Raw genomic sequence first — 13,720 nt, 5'->3', positions numbered from 1 at the left:
GCCGGCTGTCTCTTTAGGGGCATATGGTTATTGGAAAACCAACGCTCACGGTTTCGCACTCTGCGTTGGATTATACCAATGCTTCGATACGGGCGCGCTCACTGACGATCTGCAACGCTGCATGTGCAGCTTCGACACCCTTCACCTTGAAATGGTTGAAGAAGAAGTCGTGATGCTCCTTGCTGTCGTGATAATGATGCGGCGTGAGCGAAACGCTGAGAACCGGAACTTCGGTTTCGAGCTGCACCTGCATCATGCCATTGATGACGGCAGTGGCGACGAAGTCATGGCGATAAATACCGCCATCAATCACAAATGCAGCACCAACAATCGCCGCATAGCGGCCTGTCTTTGCAAGTGTTTTTGCGTGAAGCGGAATTTCATAAGCGCCGGGAACGTCGAAGACTTCGACTTCCACGTTGCTGCCGGTCTTGGCTTTGAGTTCAGCGATGAAGCTTTTGCGTGCTTCATCGACAATATCGGCGTGCCAGCGCGCCTGAATGAAGGCAATTTTGAAGGATGTCTTGTTCGGATAGCTCTGGTTCATAGGTTCCTCACGAAACTAGAATCAGGGCGCACAAAGGAACGCAAACCCGCGCGCAAGCCGAGTTTAACGCTCTTTCGCTCTCTTCCATCCGGACTTTAACCGTCGGCTCCGGCATCTCACCGGATCTGCTGACCCTGAAATCTTTACCCAAAAGGTTTTGGTTTCAGGCGCTCGCGGGCTCGAAGATCGCTCTTCATACCGCCGGTGGGGAGTTTCACCCCGCCCCGAGAACAAACCCGCACACCATTGTGCAGGTGAACGGAAATTATGCATTCTGATCGCGAATGTCCAGCCATATCACAGGAAATTTATACGCGTGCCTGAGTATCGCGGCGTTGATTTTTCTGCATTTTGACACCGAGATGAAATGTTGGCGCACGAAATGTACTTGAGGGGGTAAATGCCTCATTTTTCAACATTTTTTGGTTGTTTTTTTCAGCTGATGTCTTTCTTGCCTGCTCTATTTTGGGGTTGTCAGAGGAAATCTTATTGACACATATCGGGTGCATGAGCCTATGCTAGGGGCATATGTTGTCTTACGTTTATTTTTTCGGCCAAAAAAGACAACGTTGTCAATCGCAGGTGGAGCTGCGTGAATTACAGTGGGATGGAGGTCTCAAAACAGATTGAAGGCTGTTGCGGGTGTGCGGGGCAAGGCTTCCGTAATCATCCGGCGTGTTTTGTTTTATGGAGTTCTACGGGAGGTAGACATATGCATAAATTTTTTAAAATAGCCGCAATGGGTACGGCAGCATGCGCAATGTTTGCTGCAATGGCACCGGTTGCAAATGCGCAGGACAAGCAGAACGTTGAAGTTCTACACTGGTGGACCGCAGGCGGAGAAGCTGCGGCTCTTGATGTTCTCAAAAAAGATCTTGAGAGCAAGGGTATCAGCTGGACAGATATGCCAGTTGCAGGCGGTGGTGGTACGGAAGCTATGACCGTTCTGCGCGCCCGCGTTACCGCAGGCAATGCGCCAACTGCCGTTCAGATGCTCGGCTTCGACATTCGCGATTGGGCCGAGCAGGGTGCGCTTGGCAATCTTGACGAAGTTGCAGGCAAGGAAGGCTGGGACAAGGTCATTCCAGCACCTTTGCAGGATTTTGCGAAATATGACGGTCACTGGATTGCTGCGCCCGTGAATATCCATTCCACAAATTGGATGTGGATCAACAAAGCTGCTCTCGACAAGGCCGGTGGTAAAGAGCCGACCAATTGGGACGAACTCATTGCACTTCTTGATAATTTCAAGCAGCAGGGCATTACGCCAATCGCCCATGGTGGTCAGCCTTGGCAGGATGCAACGATTTTCGATGCGGTTGTGCTTTCTTTCGGGCCGGATTTCTACAAAAAAGCATTCATTGATCTCGACCCGGAAGCGCTGGGCAGCGATACGATGAAGCAGGCGTTCGATCGCATGACCAAGCTGCGTTCCTATGTGGATGACAATTTCTCCGGTCGTGACTGGAACCTTGCTTCGGCCATGGTCATCGAAGGCAAGGCTGGTGTTCAGTTCATGGGTGACTGGGCAAAGGGCGAATTCGTCAAGGCTGGAAAAAAGCCCGGCGAAGATTTTGTCTGCATGCGTTACCCCGGAACGCAAGGCGCAGTAACCTTCAACTCCGATATGTTTGCTATGTTCAAGGTTGCTGAAGACAAGGTCCCAGCACAGCTCGAAATGGCCTCGGCTATCGAAAGCCCGGCATTCCAGTCGGCTTTCAACGTGGTCAAGGGATCGGCTCCTGCACGGACTGACGTGCCGGACACCGCTTTCGATGCCTGCGGCAAGAAGGCAATCGCTGACGTGAAGGAAGCGGCTGAAAAGGGCACGATGCTCGGTTCCATGGCGCATGGCTATGCAAACCCGGCTTCGGTGAAGAACGCCATTTATGACGTTGTGACCCGTCAGTTCAACGGTCAGCTTTCTTCTGAAGACGCTGTCAAGGAACTGGTCTCCGCTGTTGAAGGCGCAAAGTAAGTAAAAGTGAGCGCCCGGCACGTCCGGGCGCTGTCTTTCCAAGCATGACAATTCATTGAACTTTTGGCGGATTTTTCGCTGAATAAATTCATTGCAGTGAACGGCAGACAGAAATGCCGTTGAAACAATAGCCCGCATCAAGAGCGCCGCGATTGAACGGCGCCGGGTGCGCAGCGCAGAAATGGGTGGCGCAGACATGAAGCGTAACAGCCGACTACAGGAACTGGTGCCCAAGCTGGTTCTGGCGCCGAGCTTTTTGATCGTTCTCGTCTTTGTATATGGTTTTATTATCTATACGGGCGTTCTTTCTGTCACCAACAGCCGCATGTTGCCCTCTTATGGCTTCGTTGGTCTGTCGAATTACCAAAAGCTGTGGGCCTTGCCACATTGGTGGCGTGCCGTCACAAATCTCGCGATCTTCGCATCGCTTTACATCATTATCTGTTCGGTCATTGGCCTGTTTCTGGCCATTTTGCTGGATCAGAAAATCCGTGGCGAAGGTTTTTTGCGCCCGATCTATCTCTATCCGATGGCGCTTTCCTTTATCGTTACCGGCACCGCTTGGAAGTGGTTTCTTGATCCGGGCATTGGACTTGAACACACGATGCGGCTATGGGGCTGGGAAGGTTTTACCTTCAACTGGATCAAGAGCAATACGATGGCGATCTATTGCCTCGTGATTGCGGCGGTCTGGCAATCCTCAGGCTTCGTCATGGCGATGTTTCTTGCAGGCCTGCGTGGCGTTGATAATGAAATCATCAAGGCCGCGCAGATTGATGGTGCTTCAACGACAACGATTTATCGCCGCATTATTATTCCGCTGATGCGCCCGGTCTTTCTGTCAGCTTTCGTGGTGCTCGCCCATCTTGCGATCAAGGCCTATGACCTTGTGATTGCATTGACGGGTGGTGGACCGGGACAGGCAACTGAACTGCCTGCGACTTTCATGTATTCCTATACTTTTACCCGCAATCAAATGGGGATCGGTGCGTCATCAGCAATTATCATGCTGGTGATGATTTTCTCGATCATCATTCCGTATCTTTATTCCGAATTGCGCGGAGGCTCACGCTCATGAGTGTCCAGACCCAGGAAAATGCGATCAACAGTGGTAAGTTTACACGCGCCCTGATTTATTCGGCGCTGCTGCTGTTTGCGATCTACTACCTGTTGCCGCTTTATGTGATGCTGGTGAATTCATTCAAACCGCTGGAAGAAATTCGTCAAGGCGGCATGTTGAGCTTGCCGCAGCAGTGGACGATTGAACCATGGCTTTCGGCATGGTCGACTGCACAGATCGGGGTGCAGCCGACCGGCCTCAAGCCATTTTTCATCAACTCAATCCTGATGGTTGTGCCAGCGGTTGCGATCTCAACAGTCGCGGGCGCTTTGAACGGCTATGTGCTCACAAAATGGCGCTTTCGCGGTTCAAACATCTTCTTTGGATTGCTGCTGCTCTCTTGCTTCATTCCGTTTCAGATTGTGCTGATCCCGATGGCACGTGTGCTTGGCATGCTCGGCATTGCAGGCACAATATGGGGTCTGATCCTCGTTCACGTGGTCTATGGTATCGGCTTTACAACGCTCTATTTCCGCAATTACTACGAGGCATTTCCGACCGAGCTGGTACGGGCTGCGCAGATTGATGGAGCAAGTTTCTTCCAGATTTTCTGGCGCATTCTTTTGCCATCGTCAGGCCCGATCATTGTCGTCTCGGTTATCTGGCAGTTCACCAATATCTGGAACGACTTTTTGTTCGGTGCTTCTTTTTCAGGCGCACATTCAACGCCTATGACGGTCGCACTCAACAATCTCGTTTCCTCCTCCACCGGCGTCAAGGAATATAACGTTCACTTTGCAGCAGCCATTCTGGCCGCTCTTCCGACGCTGATCGTTTACATCGTTTCCGGGCGCTACTTCGTGCGCGGTCTGATGTCCGGTGCCGTTAAGGGATAAGTCTCATATGTCATTTTTGAAAATCTCCAATCTCTACAAGGCCTATGGCAGCGTCTCCGTGCTCAAGGACATCAATATCGAAATTGAGGAAGGCGGATTTCTTGTGCTGGTTGGCCCTTCGGGTTGCGGCAAGTCCACGTTGCTCAACACGATTGCCGGTCTTGAGCCCATTACCTCTGGTGATATTTCGATTAATGGTCGCTCAGTATCAGGTCTGCATCCTTCGCAGCGCGATATCGCGATGGTGTTTCAATCCTATGCGCTTTATCCAAACATGACTGTGGGCGGCAATATCGCTTTTGGTATGGAAATTCGCAAAGTACCGAAGGCTGAACGTGAAAAGGCCATTCAGGAAGTCGCCGATATTCTGCAAATCGGTCATCTTCTTGATCGCAAACCAAGCCAGCTTTCCGGCGGTCAGCGTCAGCGCGTTGCGATGGGGCGCGCTCTGGTGCGCAACCCGCAGGTCTTTCTGTTCGATGAACCCTTGTCAAATCTTGATGCCAAGCTGCGTGTCGATATGCGTACAGAGATCAAGCGTTTGCATCATCGCATGAAGACCACGATCGTTTATGTCACGCATGATCAGATCGAAGCGATGACGCTAGCAACCAAGATTGCGGTCCTCAAGGACGGAATCTTGCAGCAGTTCGGGACGCCCGCCGAAATTTATAACAATCCCACCAATATGTTTGTTGCCGATTTCATGGGCTCGCCTGCCATGAACCTTCTTCATGCGAGTGTCGAGAAAAATGGAGAGGAGCTTGCCATTCTGCTCAAGCAGGGCGACGGGGAGGTCTTGAAGCTCCCGATCAAGAATGCGCCGAAAACTCTTGTTGATCATGTCGGCAAGGAAATCATCTTCGGCATCCGTCCAGAAGCGTTGACCGATCCCGATGGCGCGGATCGCAATGCGCGTTCTGTTGTCGAAGGGAGTTGCCTCATTGACGTGGTCGAACCTGCTGGTTCCGATACTTTTGCAGTGACGCGCATCGGTGGAAAGCAAGTGGTTGCGCGGTTGCGTGCGGATGCGCGGATTGATGCCGGGCAGCGCTCACCGCTTGCGTTTAATCTGGATAAGTCGGTGTTTTTCGATCCAAAGAGCGAAGAGCGTATTCGGTAGTCATGACGGCCACACACTTTGAGCTTTTGCAGGCAAATCCCTGGAATGGCATTCGCGGCGGCCGGATCTGGGACAGCGCATGCAGGTGCGTATGACCATAATGAAATTCTGAAGAAGAAACTGCTTACAGGTGTTTGCACGACATCTATTCTCGGATCGTAGCGAGAATAGAAATCAGTCGGGTAGAGTGCTTTCCCCGCGAAGGCGGCTCCCACTTTTCCGCGACATGCTTTACAAATGAAAAGAGTGTTCCTGCAATTTGCAGGAACACTCTTTTAAGACTTGCCTGGAGGGCAAATAAAACTTCACGGACGCAGCGGTTATCGCAGAAAGTCCAGCCCAAGAAGACCAATTGCCAGCGCTGTATTCAACGAAATGATCATCATTCCATAAACGATGGCTGTTCTTGTAATGTCATTCATTTTCTACCTCCTTGAACCGCGACGCCTCCACATCGGATTCTAAAGCACGAGAACTATAACGAAATGTAACAGCCTGTTACGCGATGCGCAACCCATTTTACACAAATGTGAACGAATGAAAGATTGCGTGAGGTGTCTTTGAACATGCTGCCAACATGCCGTGCGCTGAATCGGACGCTCTATCTCTTTGTTTTTACATATTTCATTATGGGGAAGCGGTTGCCACTTTTCATCGCAAGGCTCTTGCGTGTAAATTATCCTATACTCACCGCATTGTTACATACAATTGCTTGGAAAATTTCGAGTTCTCTATAAATAAAGCGCGTGAGACAATTATTAATGGCAGTATTTAAGTAACTGCTTTTATTCGGATTTAGTCGTGAACCGCATCGTTCCTCTCGTGCTGGCAATTGCTCTTTTCATGGAGCATATGGATTCGAATGTTATTTCTACATCGCTTCCCGCCATCGCTGCTGATATTGGCACAAGCCCAATCGCTTTAAAGCTGGCATTGACCGCATATCTGGTTTCGCTTGCGGTGTTCATTCCGGTCAGCGGATGGATGGCTGATCGATTCGGCGCGAAAAACGTGTTCAGAGCGGCAATTGCGATATTTGTGGTTGGTTCTGTGGCATGTGCTGCTTCAAACTCGCTTGCTGCATTTGTCGTGTCGCGTTTTCTGCAAGGGATGGGCGGTGCAATGATGACGCCTGTGGGGCGTCTGGTGCTTGTGCGCTCAACTCCGCGAAGTGAACTTGTGTCTGCGATGGCGTGGCTGACAGTTCCAGCAATGGTTGGGCCATTGGTTGGCCCTCCGGTCGGTGGCTTCATTACAACTTTTTTCTCTTGGCACTGGATATTTCTGATTAATGTGCCGATTGGAATTTTGGGTATCGGGTTTGCGACCCGTTTTCTACCGGACAATGACGAGCGCATTTTAAAGCCACTCGACTGGGCCGGCTTTTTGCTCTCTGGTATTGCAATGTCAGGGGTGGTGTTTGGTTTGTCTGTTGTAAGCTTGCCAGCGCTGCCTCCGGTGATCGGTCTGATCATCGTTGCTATTGGACTGGCCTCGACCATTGGCTATATTATCCATGCGCGGCATAACGAACATGCACTTCTCAATCTGAAACTCTTCGACAATCAGGTGTTTCGTTCGGCTGTTCTGGGCGGCAGTGTTTTCCGCTTTGGCATTGGAGCAATTCCCTTTCTGCTGCCGCTCATGTTCCAGCTCGGTTTCGGCATGACGCCGTTTCAGTCCGGCATGATGACGTTCGTTTCGGCCATTGGCGCTATCAGCATGAAATTTGGTGCCAGACGCGTTTTCAACCTGTTCGGGTTTCGCCGAACCCTGATGTATGGCTCACTGATTTCAGCATTTTTCATTGCAGCCAATGGGTTTTTCTTCCCCGATATGCCTTATGGTCTGATTATTGGGTTTCTCCTGATTGGTGGTTTTTTCCGTTCGTTGTTTTTCACGGGCGTAAATGCGTTGGCTTTTGCGGAGATACCGGATGACAAGACCAGCCAGGCAACCCCCATCACCGCAGTCGCGCAACAGGTTTCCATTGCTCTTGGCGTGGCTCTTGCAGGCGGTATTCTGGAAATGAGCACGGGTTTGCGTGGAAAAGGGCTGGAGCTGGCCGACTTCCATATCGCGTTTTTCGTGGTTGCCGCTGTTTCCGCGATGGCTTTCTTCTGGTTTGTAAGGCTCTCACCCGATGCAGGCCACGAATTATCCACGCCTGTCGCAAACAGAAAAAAGACCCGCGAAGCTGTTGCAGCCGAAGCTGCGGACAGCATTGCCGGAAAATAAAATCAGCCTTTAAAATCGCGGGCCAGCAGATAAAGCTCGACAGATTCCGCACGCGACGCTGGCGGCTTGATGTGGTGTACGGATTTGAATTTCTGTTTCAGCATGGCCAGCAAATCGTTTTCGGTGCCACCCTGGAACGTTTTGGTGAGAAAATGCCCGCCCGGTTTGAGCACGGAAACTGCAAAGTCTGCCGCAACTTCGCACAGATGGACGGTGCGAAGATGGTCGGTACGACGGTGCCCGGTGGTGGGCGCTGCCATATCGGAAATGACCAGATCTGGCTTGTCACCCAGCGATTCCATAAGTTTGTCGGGAGCGGTATCATCGAGAAAATCCATCTCAAGCAAAATGACACCGGGCAGTGGATCAACATGCAGATAGTCAATGCCGACAACCAACGGGTTTTCATCGGTTGAGCCAACAATTTTGGCGGCAATCTGCGACCAGCCGCCGGGGGCTGCACCCAGATCGATAATACGCTGGCCCTTTTTCAACAGGTCATAGCGATCATTAATCTCAATGAGTTTATAAGCTGCACGTGAGCGATAGCCGTCCTTCTTTGATTTGTGAACGTAAGGGTCGTTGAGATGGCGCTCCAGCCAGCGACGCGACGATTCCTTGATGGTCCCGGCTTTTTTCTTCACGCGAACACGAAGATTACTTGTGCCAGCGCCACCGCGTCCGCCGGTTTTCGTGCCGCCCTTGTTTCCGCCTGCTTTGCTCATCTTTAATGCCTGTTTCTTAAGTCGGGTTTGCCGCCGGTCTTGGCGATCTGAGCGCGGTTATGGCGCCAGGCACCGTCACGCGACATGAGTTCGGTCAATATGCCTTCGCGCAAACCGCGATCAGCAACAAGAAGTTTTTCACTCGGCCATACATTGCGAATGGCATCAAGAATAGCACAGCCAGCAAGAACGAGATCTGCGCGGTCCGCGCCAATGCAGGGATTGGCAACGCGGGCGTTGAAATCCCATGACAAAAGGCGGCTCGTCATCTGTGTAACGTCATCGGAATTCATCCACATGCCATCCACCCGACGACGATCATAGCGTTCAAGCCCAAGATGAATACCTGCAAGCGTCGTAACTGTGCCGGAGGTGCCCAGAAGATGAAAACGCGGGCTGGTTGCAAGACTGCCAAGGCAATGGCGTTCGGAAAAACTGGATAACAGCTCCGTTACATGCTCCACCATTGCGTTAAAACTTGCTTCCGTGACATCGCGTCCACCAAAACGCTCGGCAAGCGTAACTACGCCGACCGGAAGTGATGTCCATGCCATGATATGCTCGGCCAAACGGGGCGAGCGACGCTGCGATATGTCGATTAAGGCAATTTCCGAAGAACCGCCGCCAATATCGAACAATACAACCGCTTCCGTTTCGCGCGCCACAAGGGTTCCACAGCCCGACACAGCAAGGCGCGCTTCTGTCTGACGATCGACGATCTCCAGCTCAAGCCCTGTTTCCTGACGAACGCGATTAAGAAACTCCTCGCCATTTTCCGCTGCCCGACAGGCCTCGGTCGCGATCAGGCGGGACCGCCTGATCTTGCGTGCCGCAAGTTTATCCCGGCAGATTTTGAGCGCATCAATCGCGCGCTGCATGGCATGCTCGCTCAATCGACCTGTTGCGCTCAAACCTTCACCAAGACGGACGATTCGTGAAAATGCGTCCACCACGCGAAACTGGCCGGGACGGGTAGGTGACGCGATCAGAAGGCGGCAGTTGTTGGTGCCAAGATCAAGTGCTGCATAAAGTGGCGCTTCCTGCACATTGGCGCGCAAGGTGTGTGCACCAGCATTGTAGCGCTTGGGCGGCTGGACTGCGGCGCTGTCAGAGCGTGGAGCAGTGCTTTGTGCCTTCGTTGCGTTGTCAGTGTGCGCGGGTGCTCCCGCTTGCTGACGTGCCTGCTTTTTCTTGCGGGCGCGTCGGCGACGATTCGATAGCTTTCCAGCGGGTTTGCCTTCGGCAGATTTTGCGTCAGCGCCGGGAGGGGCTGCAACAGCCAGCTTTTGCACAGGCGTCTGCGCATCACGAGAAGCCTTGCCGCGATTGCGGCGGCGCGCGCGTTTACGCTGGCTTTGAGAGCCCTTGTTTTCAGTGTCTGAGCGTCCTTGTTCGGAGGCGCTGGATGCCTTGCCGACTTCTGGAACGGCTTGCTTGCGCTGTTTGCGCTTGCCGTTCTCGGACGGATTCCGGGTCTGTGTATTGCCCGTTTGTCCGCCGGACGCCCCTTGTTGCGCCAATCCTGCAGGGCGCTCCTCGGGGTTTTTCAAGGTTTTTATCCTTATGGCGCCGCGCGAACCTGAAAGGACGCAAGCATGGCGCTTCAATTTTTACGTTGTCCTTAATGTAGCAGTGCTTTGGACATTTACCAAGGGGCAGGCAGGAAAGTGGTGTTGGAAAATCGATAAAACCGCGAATGAATTTAAAATTACTTATAGGACAAAGGGCCTTGCAGAACGGAAGCCCTTCTAACCCGTTGCGCCCATTGGGACGCATAAAAATGCGCTCCCTTATTGAATCGAAGCATCGCCCAAAAAATGATCCTCGATTTTGGGGCGATGCTTGAGCCTGTTTAGATGTCGTAGCTGTGCGCTGCGTTGATCGTCGCCACAAATTGTTTTGTGCGTTCACGTGCCGGATTGACGAAAATATCGTGCGCACTTCCAGTTTCCACAATCGAACCCGCTTCCAGAAACACGACATTTTGCGCAATCTTTGAGGCAAGACGCAGATCATGGGTTGCCACAACCATTGTGGTGCCTTCCTTGGCCAGCTTGCTCAGGACATCCACCACTTCGGATGCGAGCTCTGGATCGAGAGCCGACGTTGGTTCGTCACACAGAAGAACACGCGGAGAAGGCGCAAGTGCACGCGCAATGGCAACACGCTGCTGCTGGCCACCCGAGAGCGTTGCTGGCCACGCATCGGCTTTGTGCGCCATGCCAACTTTTGTCAGCAGTTCCATTGCCCGTTCTCTGGCCTTTTCCTTTGGCCATTTGAGAACTGTGACGAGCCCTTCCATGACGTTCTGAATTGCTGTCTGGTGCGGGAAAAGCTGGAAATTCTGGAATACCATACCCGTCTGGCGGCGGATGGACTGGATTGCCTGCCAGCTCGGCTTGCGATCCGGGTCAAGCGTGATGCTCTGCCCGCCGATGATAAGTGTGCCGGAATTTGGAATTTCCAGCAGGTTGATACAGCGCAGCAAGGTGCTCTTGCCACCGCCCGACGGGCCAACGAGTGCCGTTACCGTGCCTTCGGCAATCTTCACGTTAATGTCGTTGAGGATTACAACATTATCGAAGCTTTTTACGATGTTTTTCAGCTCGATCATGCGTTTGTCTCCATCGTTCCACCATAGCGCCTGAAGCGTTTTTCCAGTCTTGCCTGAAGGTTGGACAGGATGGTGCTTAATGCCAGATAGATGAGCGCGGCTTCTATATAGAGGATGAGCGGTTCATAGGTTGTTGCGACGATGCGCTGTGCTGACTGGAAAAGCTCAGGCACCGTGATGGCTGCGGCGAGCGAGGTGTCTTTTACCAGCGAAATAAAGGTGTTCGACAATGGCGGCACAGCTGTGCGGGTTGCTTGCGGCAGAATGGTGCGGGTCAGCGCCTGACGCCAGCTCATGCCGATGGAATAGGCGGCTTCCCACTGACCTTTGGGTACTGAAGAGATAACCGCACGGATAACTTCGGAACTATAGGCGCCGACATTGAGCGAAAACCCGATCACCGCTGCGGGAAAGGCATCAAGATAGATGCCCGCGCTTGGTAAGCCGTAAAAAATCACGAATAGCTGTACCAACAAAGGCGTTCCGCGAAATATCCATACGTAGAAACGCGCAACAAACGATACCCAGACTGGTGCAAACAGACGTACCAGCGCGGTCAGCAATCCGAGCGACAGTCCGAAAATAAACGACAGAATTGTCAGAGGGATCGTGAACTTGAGCCCAGCCCAGAGCAGGGTGGGCAGTGAATCCGCCATGAGTTGAAACCAGTCGGGCACGTGTTCGATCCTTAAATATTAAACTCAGGGAATAGATGTGACGAAACAGATTCTATATATGCACAACGAAAGGAAGCCGGAAACACGTTCCGGCTTCTTTGCGACGATTCTCTAAAGCTTACTTGGAAACGTCCTGACCGAAATATTTCTGCGAAATTTTTTCGTAAGTGCCGTCAGCCTTGATTTCGTCGAGTGCCTTGTTGAGTGCTGCAACCAGATCATCGTCGCCCTTGCGCACGATAATTCCTGAAGCATCTGCATTTTTCTTTTCAGCAACAACTTTCACTGGCGCGTTTGGCTGCTGCTTTTTGAAATCCAGATATGACAAGCTGTCATTCAGCGTGGCGTCAGCGCGACCCGTCAAGACAAGCTGGATCGACTGGTCAAAACCGTCGGTCGCGACGAGCTCCGCGCCAGCTTCCTTCGCGATCTTGCCATAATTGCTGGTCAGCGACTGAGCTGACTTTTTGCCTTTCAGGTCGGCGAAGTCTTTGATCGTGTCATTCTTGTCATTGACGATCAGAACGACTTTGGAAACGATATAAGGATTGGAGAAGTTGAACTTCTTCTGGCGCTCTTCTGTGATGCCAACCTGATTGATGACGGCGTCATACCGCTTGGAATCGAGGCCAGCAATCAGGCCATCCCATTTGCCTTCAACGAATTCCGGTTTTACGCCGAGCTTCTGAGCGACGGCTTCACCGATTTCCACATCAAAGCCAACGAGCTTGTTGTCTTTATCGTGATAGGTGAATGGCGCATAGGTGCCTTCTGTGCCGATCTTGAGCACACCGTCTGCTTTGATTGCGTCTAGATTTTCGCCTGCAAGTGCAGTCGAGAGGAGGGCTGCCTGGAGAACGCCGACCGTTGCGAGGATTTTTGCAAACTTCATTTTGAGGCCACCTGTAAAATTATTCGATGAAATGTAAAATACAGGAATTCCATTCTAATGTAGCGTTGAAAATCGCAGCCATAAGGCATGATAGAGAAATTATTTCTATTTTTGTATCTTTTTTCGCAATATCAATCCGTATAATCGGAATTTGCGATTTCTGGTTCTAAAATATCGTGCGAACCGGGCTTTCAAGAGACGTATTGGGGCGAAAAGCGCAGTATTCTCTTAGTGATATTCAGCGCCACCTTATCTGAAATTGTCGACAAGTCCATCATTACAGATTTTATAGCTCCACTTTATTGACAAAATGTCGATAAGATGGTGACATAAAATCCAAACAAATTGGGGGCATTCAAATGGGGAACAATCGGGATATGGAGTTTGTGCCGGAAACGCTGACAAGTGGGCATGAGCAGAGCTTCGATGAAGTTTCTCTGCCAAAGCATCTGCGTTCCGTTGCTTCTCTGGGTCCTATCGTATCCTCTGCTCACCTTGCCGAAGGCGGGTCGCCCGGCATGTCGGAAGTTGAATACGGGCTTATTCTTGCGTCGCATGCTTTCTCGCGTTGGATGGTTCGTTGCATGGCTGCTGCCGGTATGCCCGGATTGTCGCCGATTGAAGTTCTGATTCTGCATTCGATCCGTCATCGTGGCCGTGAGAAGAAGCTTGCTGATATTTGTCTCGTGCTTGATATCGAAGACACGCACATTGCCACTTACGCGATCCGTAAACTCGAAAAAGCTGGCTTGTTGACCACTGGCAAGGCAGCCAAGGAAAAGACGGTCAAAATTACAGAGAAGGGGGCTGAGGCCTGCGCACGTTATCGGGAGATACGAGAGCGTTTGTTGATTGAATCAACAGCCAATGCCCGACCTTCGGAAGAAACGCTGTCGGAAGTGGCGGCTCTCCTGCGCTTCATGTCAGGTGCATTTAATCAGGCCACGCGGTCTGCGATAACACTATAAGA

General features: G+C 51.7%; 12 protein-coding genes and 1 riboswitch. Of the genes, 6 read left to right on the top strand and 6 right to left on the bottom strand.

Going from position 1 to position 13,720, the window contains the following annotated elements; all coding sequences use genetic code 11:
* Positions 1 to 70 precede the first annotated feature (70 nt).
* Positions 71 to 547, bottom strand: coding sequence for a 6,7-dimethyl-8-ribityllumazine synthase (locus ABE527_RS09285; protein WP_265984035.1), 477 nt, complete (start codon positions 545 to 547; stop codon positions 71 to 73).
* A 72-nt stretch (positions 548 to 619) separates the two neighbouring features.
* A riboswitch (FMN riboswitch) is annotated at positions 620 to 783 on the bottom strand.
* A 476-nt stretch (positions 784 to 1,259) separates the two neighbouring features.
* Between ABE527_RS09285 and ABE527_RS09280 the strand changes: the two genes are divergently transcribed.
* The 5 genes from ABE527_RS09280 (at position 1,260) to ABE527_RS09260 (ending at position 7,842) form a co-directional block, all read left to right on the top strand.
* Positions 1,260 to 2,525: an ABC transporter substrate-binding protein gene (locus ABE527_RS09280; RefSeq protein ID WP_265984036.1), complete on the top strand. Its 1,266-nt coding sequence runs from the start codon at positions 1,260 to 1,262 to the stop codon at positions 2,523 to 2,525.
* A 196-nt stretch (positions 2,526 to 2,721) separates the two neighbouring features.
* Positions 2,722 to 3,603: a carbohydrate ABC transporter permease gene (locus ABE527_RS09275; RefSeq protein ID WP_265984037.1), complete on the top strand. Its 882-nt coding sequence runs from the start codon at positions 2,722 to 2,724 to the stop codon at positions 3,601 to 3,603.
* Complete coding sequence (locus ABE527_RS09270) at positions 3,600 to 4,481, top strand: carbohydrate ABC transporter permease (RefSeq protein ID WP_499694307.1); 882 nt, start codon at positions 3,600 to 3,602, stop codon at positions 4,479 to 4,481. Before ABE527_RS09275 ends, ABE527_RS09270 begins: the two co-directional genes overlap by 4 nt.
* Positions 4,482 to 4,488: 7 nt before the next feature.
* Complete coding sequence (locus tag ABE527_RS09265; RefSeq protein ID WP_499696733.1) at positions 4,489 to 5,604, top strand: ABC transporter ATP-binding protein; 1,116 nt, start codon at positions 4,489 to 4,491, stop codon at positions 5,602 to 5,604.
* An 801-nt stretch (positions 5,605 to 6,405) separates the two neighbouring features.
* Positions 6,406 to 7,842: an MFS transporter gene (locus tag ABE527_RS09260; protein ID WP_499696732.1), complete on the top strand. Its 1,437-nt coding sequence runs from the start codon at positions 6,406 to 6,408 to the stop codon at positions 7,840 to 7,842.
* A gap of 2 nt (positions 7,843 to 7,844) precedes the next feature.
* Here ABE527_RS09260 and ABE527_RS09255 read toward each other — a convergent pair whose 3' ends face one another.
* The 5 genes from ABE527_RS09255 to ABE527_RS09235 all read right to left on the bottom strand — a co-directional run bounded on the left by ABE527_RS09255 (position 7,845) and on the right by ABE527_RS09235 (position 12,750).
* The gene (locus tag ABE527_RS09255; protein ID WP_265984042.1) at positions 7,845 to 8,567 is read right to left on the bottom strand and encodes an RlmE family RNA methyltransferase; all 723 of its coding nucleotides are present in this window, start codon (positions 8,565 to 8,567) and stop codon (positions 7,845 to 7,847) included.
* A 2-nt stretch (positions 8,568 to 8,569) separates the two neighbouring features.
* Complete coding sequence (locus tag ABE527_RS09250; RefSeq protein ID WP_499694305.1) at positions 8,570 to 10,117, bottom strand: Ppx/GppA phosphatase family protein; 1,548 nt, start codon at positions 10,115 to 10,117, stop codon at positions 8,570 to 8,572.
* A gap of 302 nt (positions 10,118 to 10,419) precedes the next feature.
* Complete coding sequence (locus ABE527_RS09245) at positions 10,420 to 11,181, bottom strand: amino acid ABC transporter ATP-binding protein (RefSeq protein ID WP_499694304.1); 762 nt, start codon at positions 11,179 to 11,181, stop codon at positions 10,420 to 10,422.
* Positions 11,178 to 11,858, bottom strand: coding sequence for an amino acid ABC transporter permease (locus tag ABE527_RS09240; protein WP_499696731.1), 681 nt, complete (start codon positions 11,856 to 11,858; stop codon positions 11,178 to 11,180). The genes ABE527_RS09245 and ABE527_RS09240 overlap by 4 nt, the downstream gene beginning before the upstream one ends.
* Before the next feature lie 118 nt (positions 11,859 to 11,976).
* Positions 11,977 to 12,750, bottom strand: coding sequence for an amino acid ABC transporter substrate-binding protein (locus ABE527_RS09235; RefSeq protein ID WP_265984046.1), 774 nt, complete (start codon positions 12,748 to 12,750; stop codon positions 11,977 to 11,979).
* Between the two features lie 359 nt (positions 12,751 to 13,109).
* Here ABE527_RS09235 and ABE527_RS09230 point away from each other — a divergent pair, with 359 nt between their 5' ends.
* Complete coding sequence (locus ABE527_RS09230; protein WP_499694303.1) at positions 13,110 to 13,718, top strand: winged helix DNA-binding protein; 609 nt, start codon at positions 13,110 to 13,112, stop codon at positions 13,716 to 13,718.
* Positions 13,719 to 13,720 lie beyond the last annotated feature (2 nt).

This window comes from Brucella sp. TWI432 (assembly GCF_039674445.1).
Lineage (GTDB): Bacteria > Pseudomonadota > Alphaproteobacteria > Rhizobiales > Rhizobiaceae > Brucella > Brucella chromiisoli.
Note: the sequence above shows the minus strand (reverse complement) of the source record. Positions and strands in the feature narration are given on the sequence as shown.

What these genes read in the sequence shown, in the direction of transcription:
- ABE527_RS09285 (WP_265984035.1), bottom strand. Translation starts at nt 547, where the DNA reads ATGAACCAGAGCTATCCGAACAAGACATCCTTCAAAATTGCCTTCATT.
- ABE527_RS09280 (WP_265984036.1), top strand. Translation starts at nt 1,260, where the DNA reads ATGCATAAATTTTTTAAAATAGCCGCAATGGGTACGGCAGCATGCGCA.
- ABE527_RS09275 (WP_265984037.1), top strand. Translation starts at nt 2,722, where the DNA reads ATGAAGCGTAACAGCCGACTACAGGAACTGGTGCCCAAGCTGGTTCTG.
- ABE527_RS09270 (WP_499694307.1), top strand. Translation starts at nt 3,600, where the DNA reads ATGAGTGTCCAGACCCAGGAAAATGCGATCAACAGTGGTAAGTTTACA.
- ABE527_RS09265 (WP_499696733.1), top strand. Translation starts at nt 4,489, where the DNA reads ATGTCATTTTTGAAAATCTCCAATCTCTACAAGGCCTATGGCAGCGTC.
- ABE527_RS09255 (WP_265984042.1), bottom strand. Translation starts at nt 8,567, where the DNA reads ATGAGCAAAGCAGGCGGAAACAAGGGCGGCACGAAAACCGGCGGACGC.
- ABE527_RS09245 (WP_499694304.1), bottom strand. Translation starts at nt 11,181, where the DNA reads ATGATCGAGCTGAAAAACATCGTAAAAAGCTTCGATAATGTTGTAATC.
- ABE527_RS09235 (WP_265984046.1), bottom strand. Translation starts at nt 12,750, where the DNA reads ATGAAGTTTGCAAAAATCCTCGCAACGGTCGGCGTTCTCCAGGCAGCC.
- ABE527_RS09230 (WP_499694303.1), top strand. Translation starts at nt 13,110, where the DNA reads ATGGGGAACAATCGGGATATGGAGTTTGTGCCGGAAACGCTGACAAGT.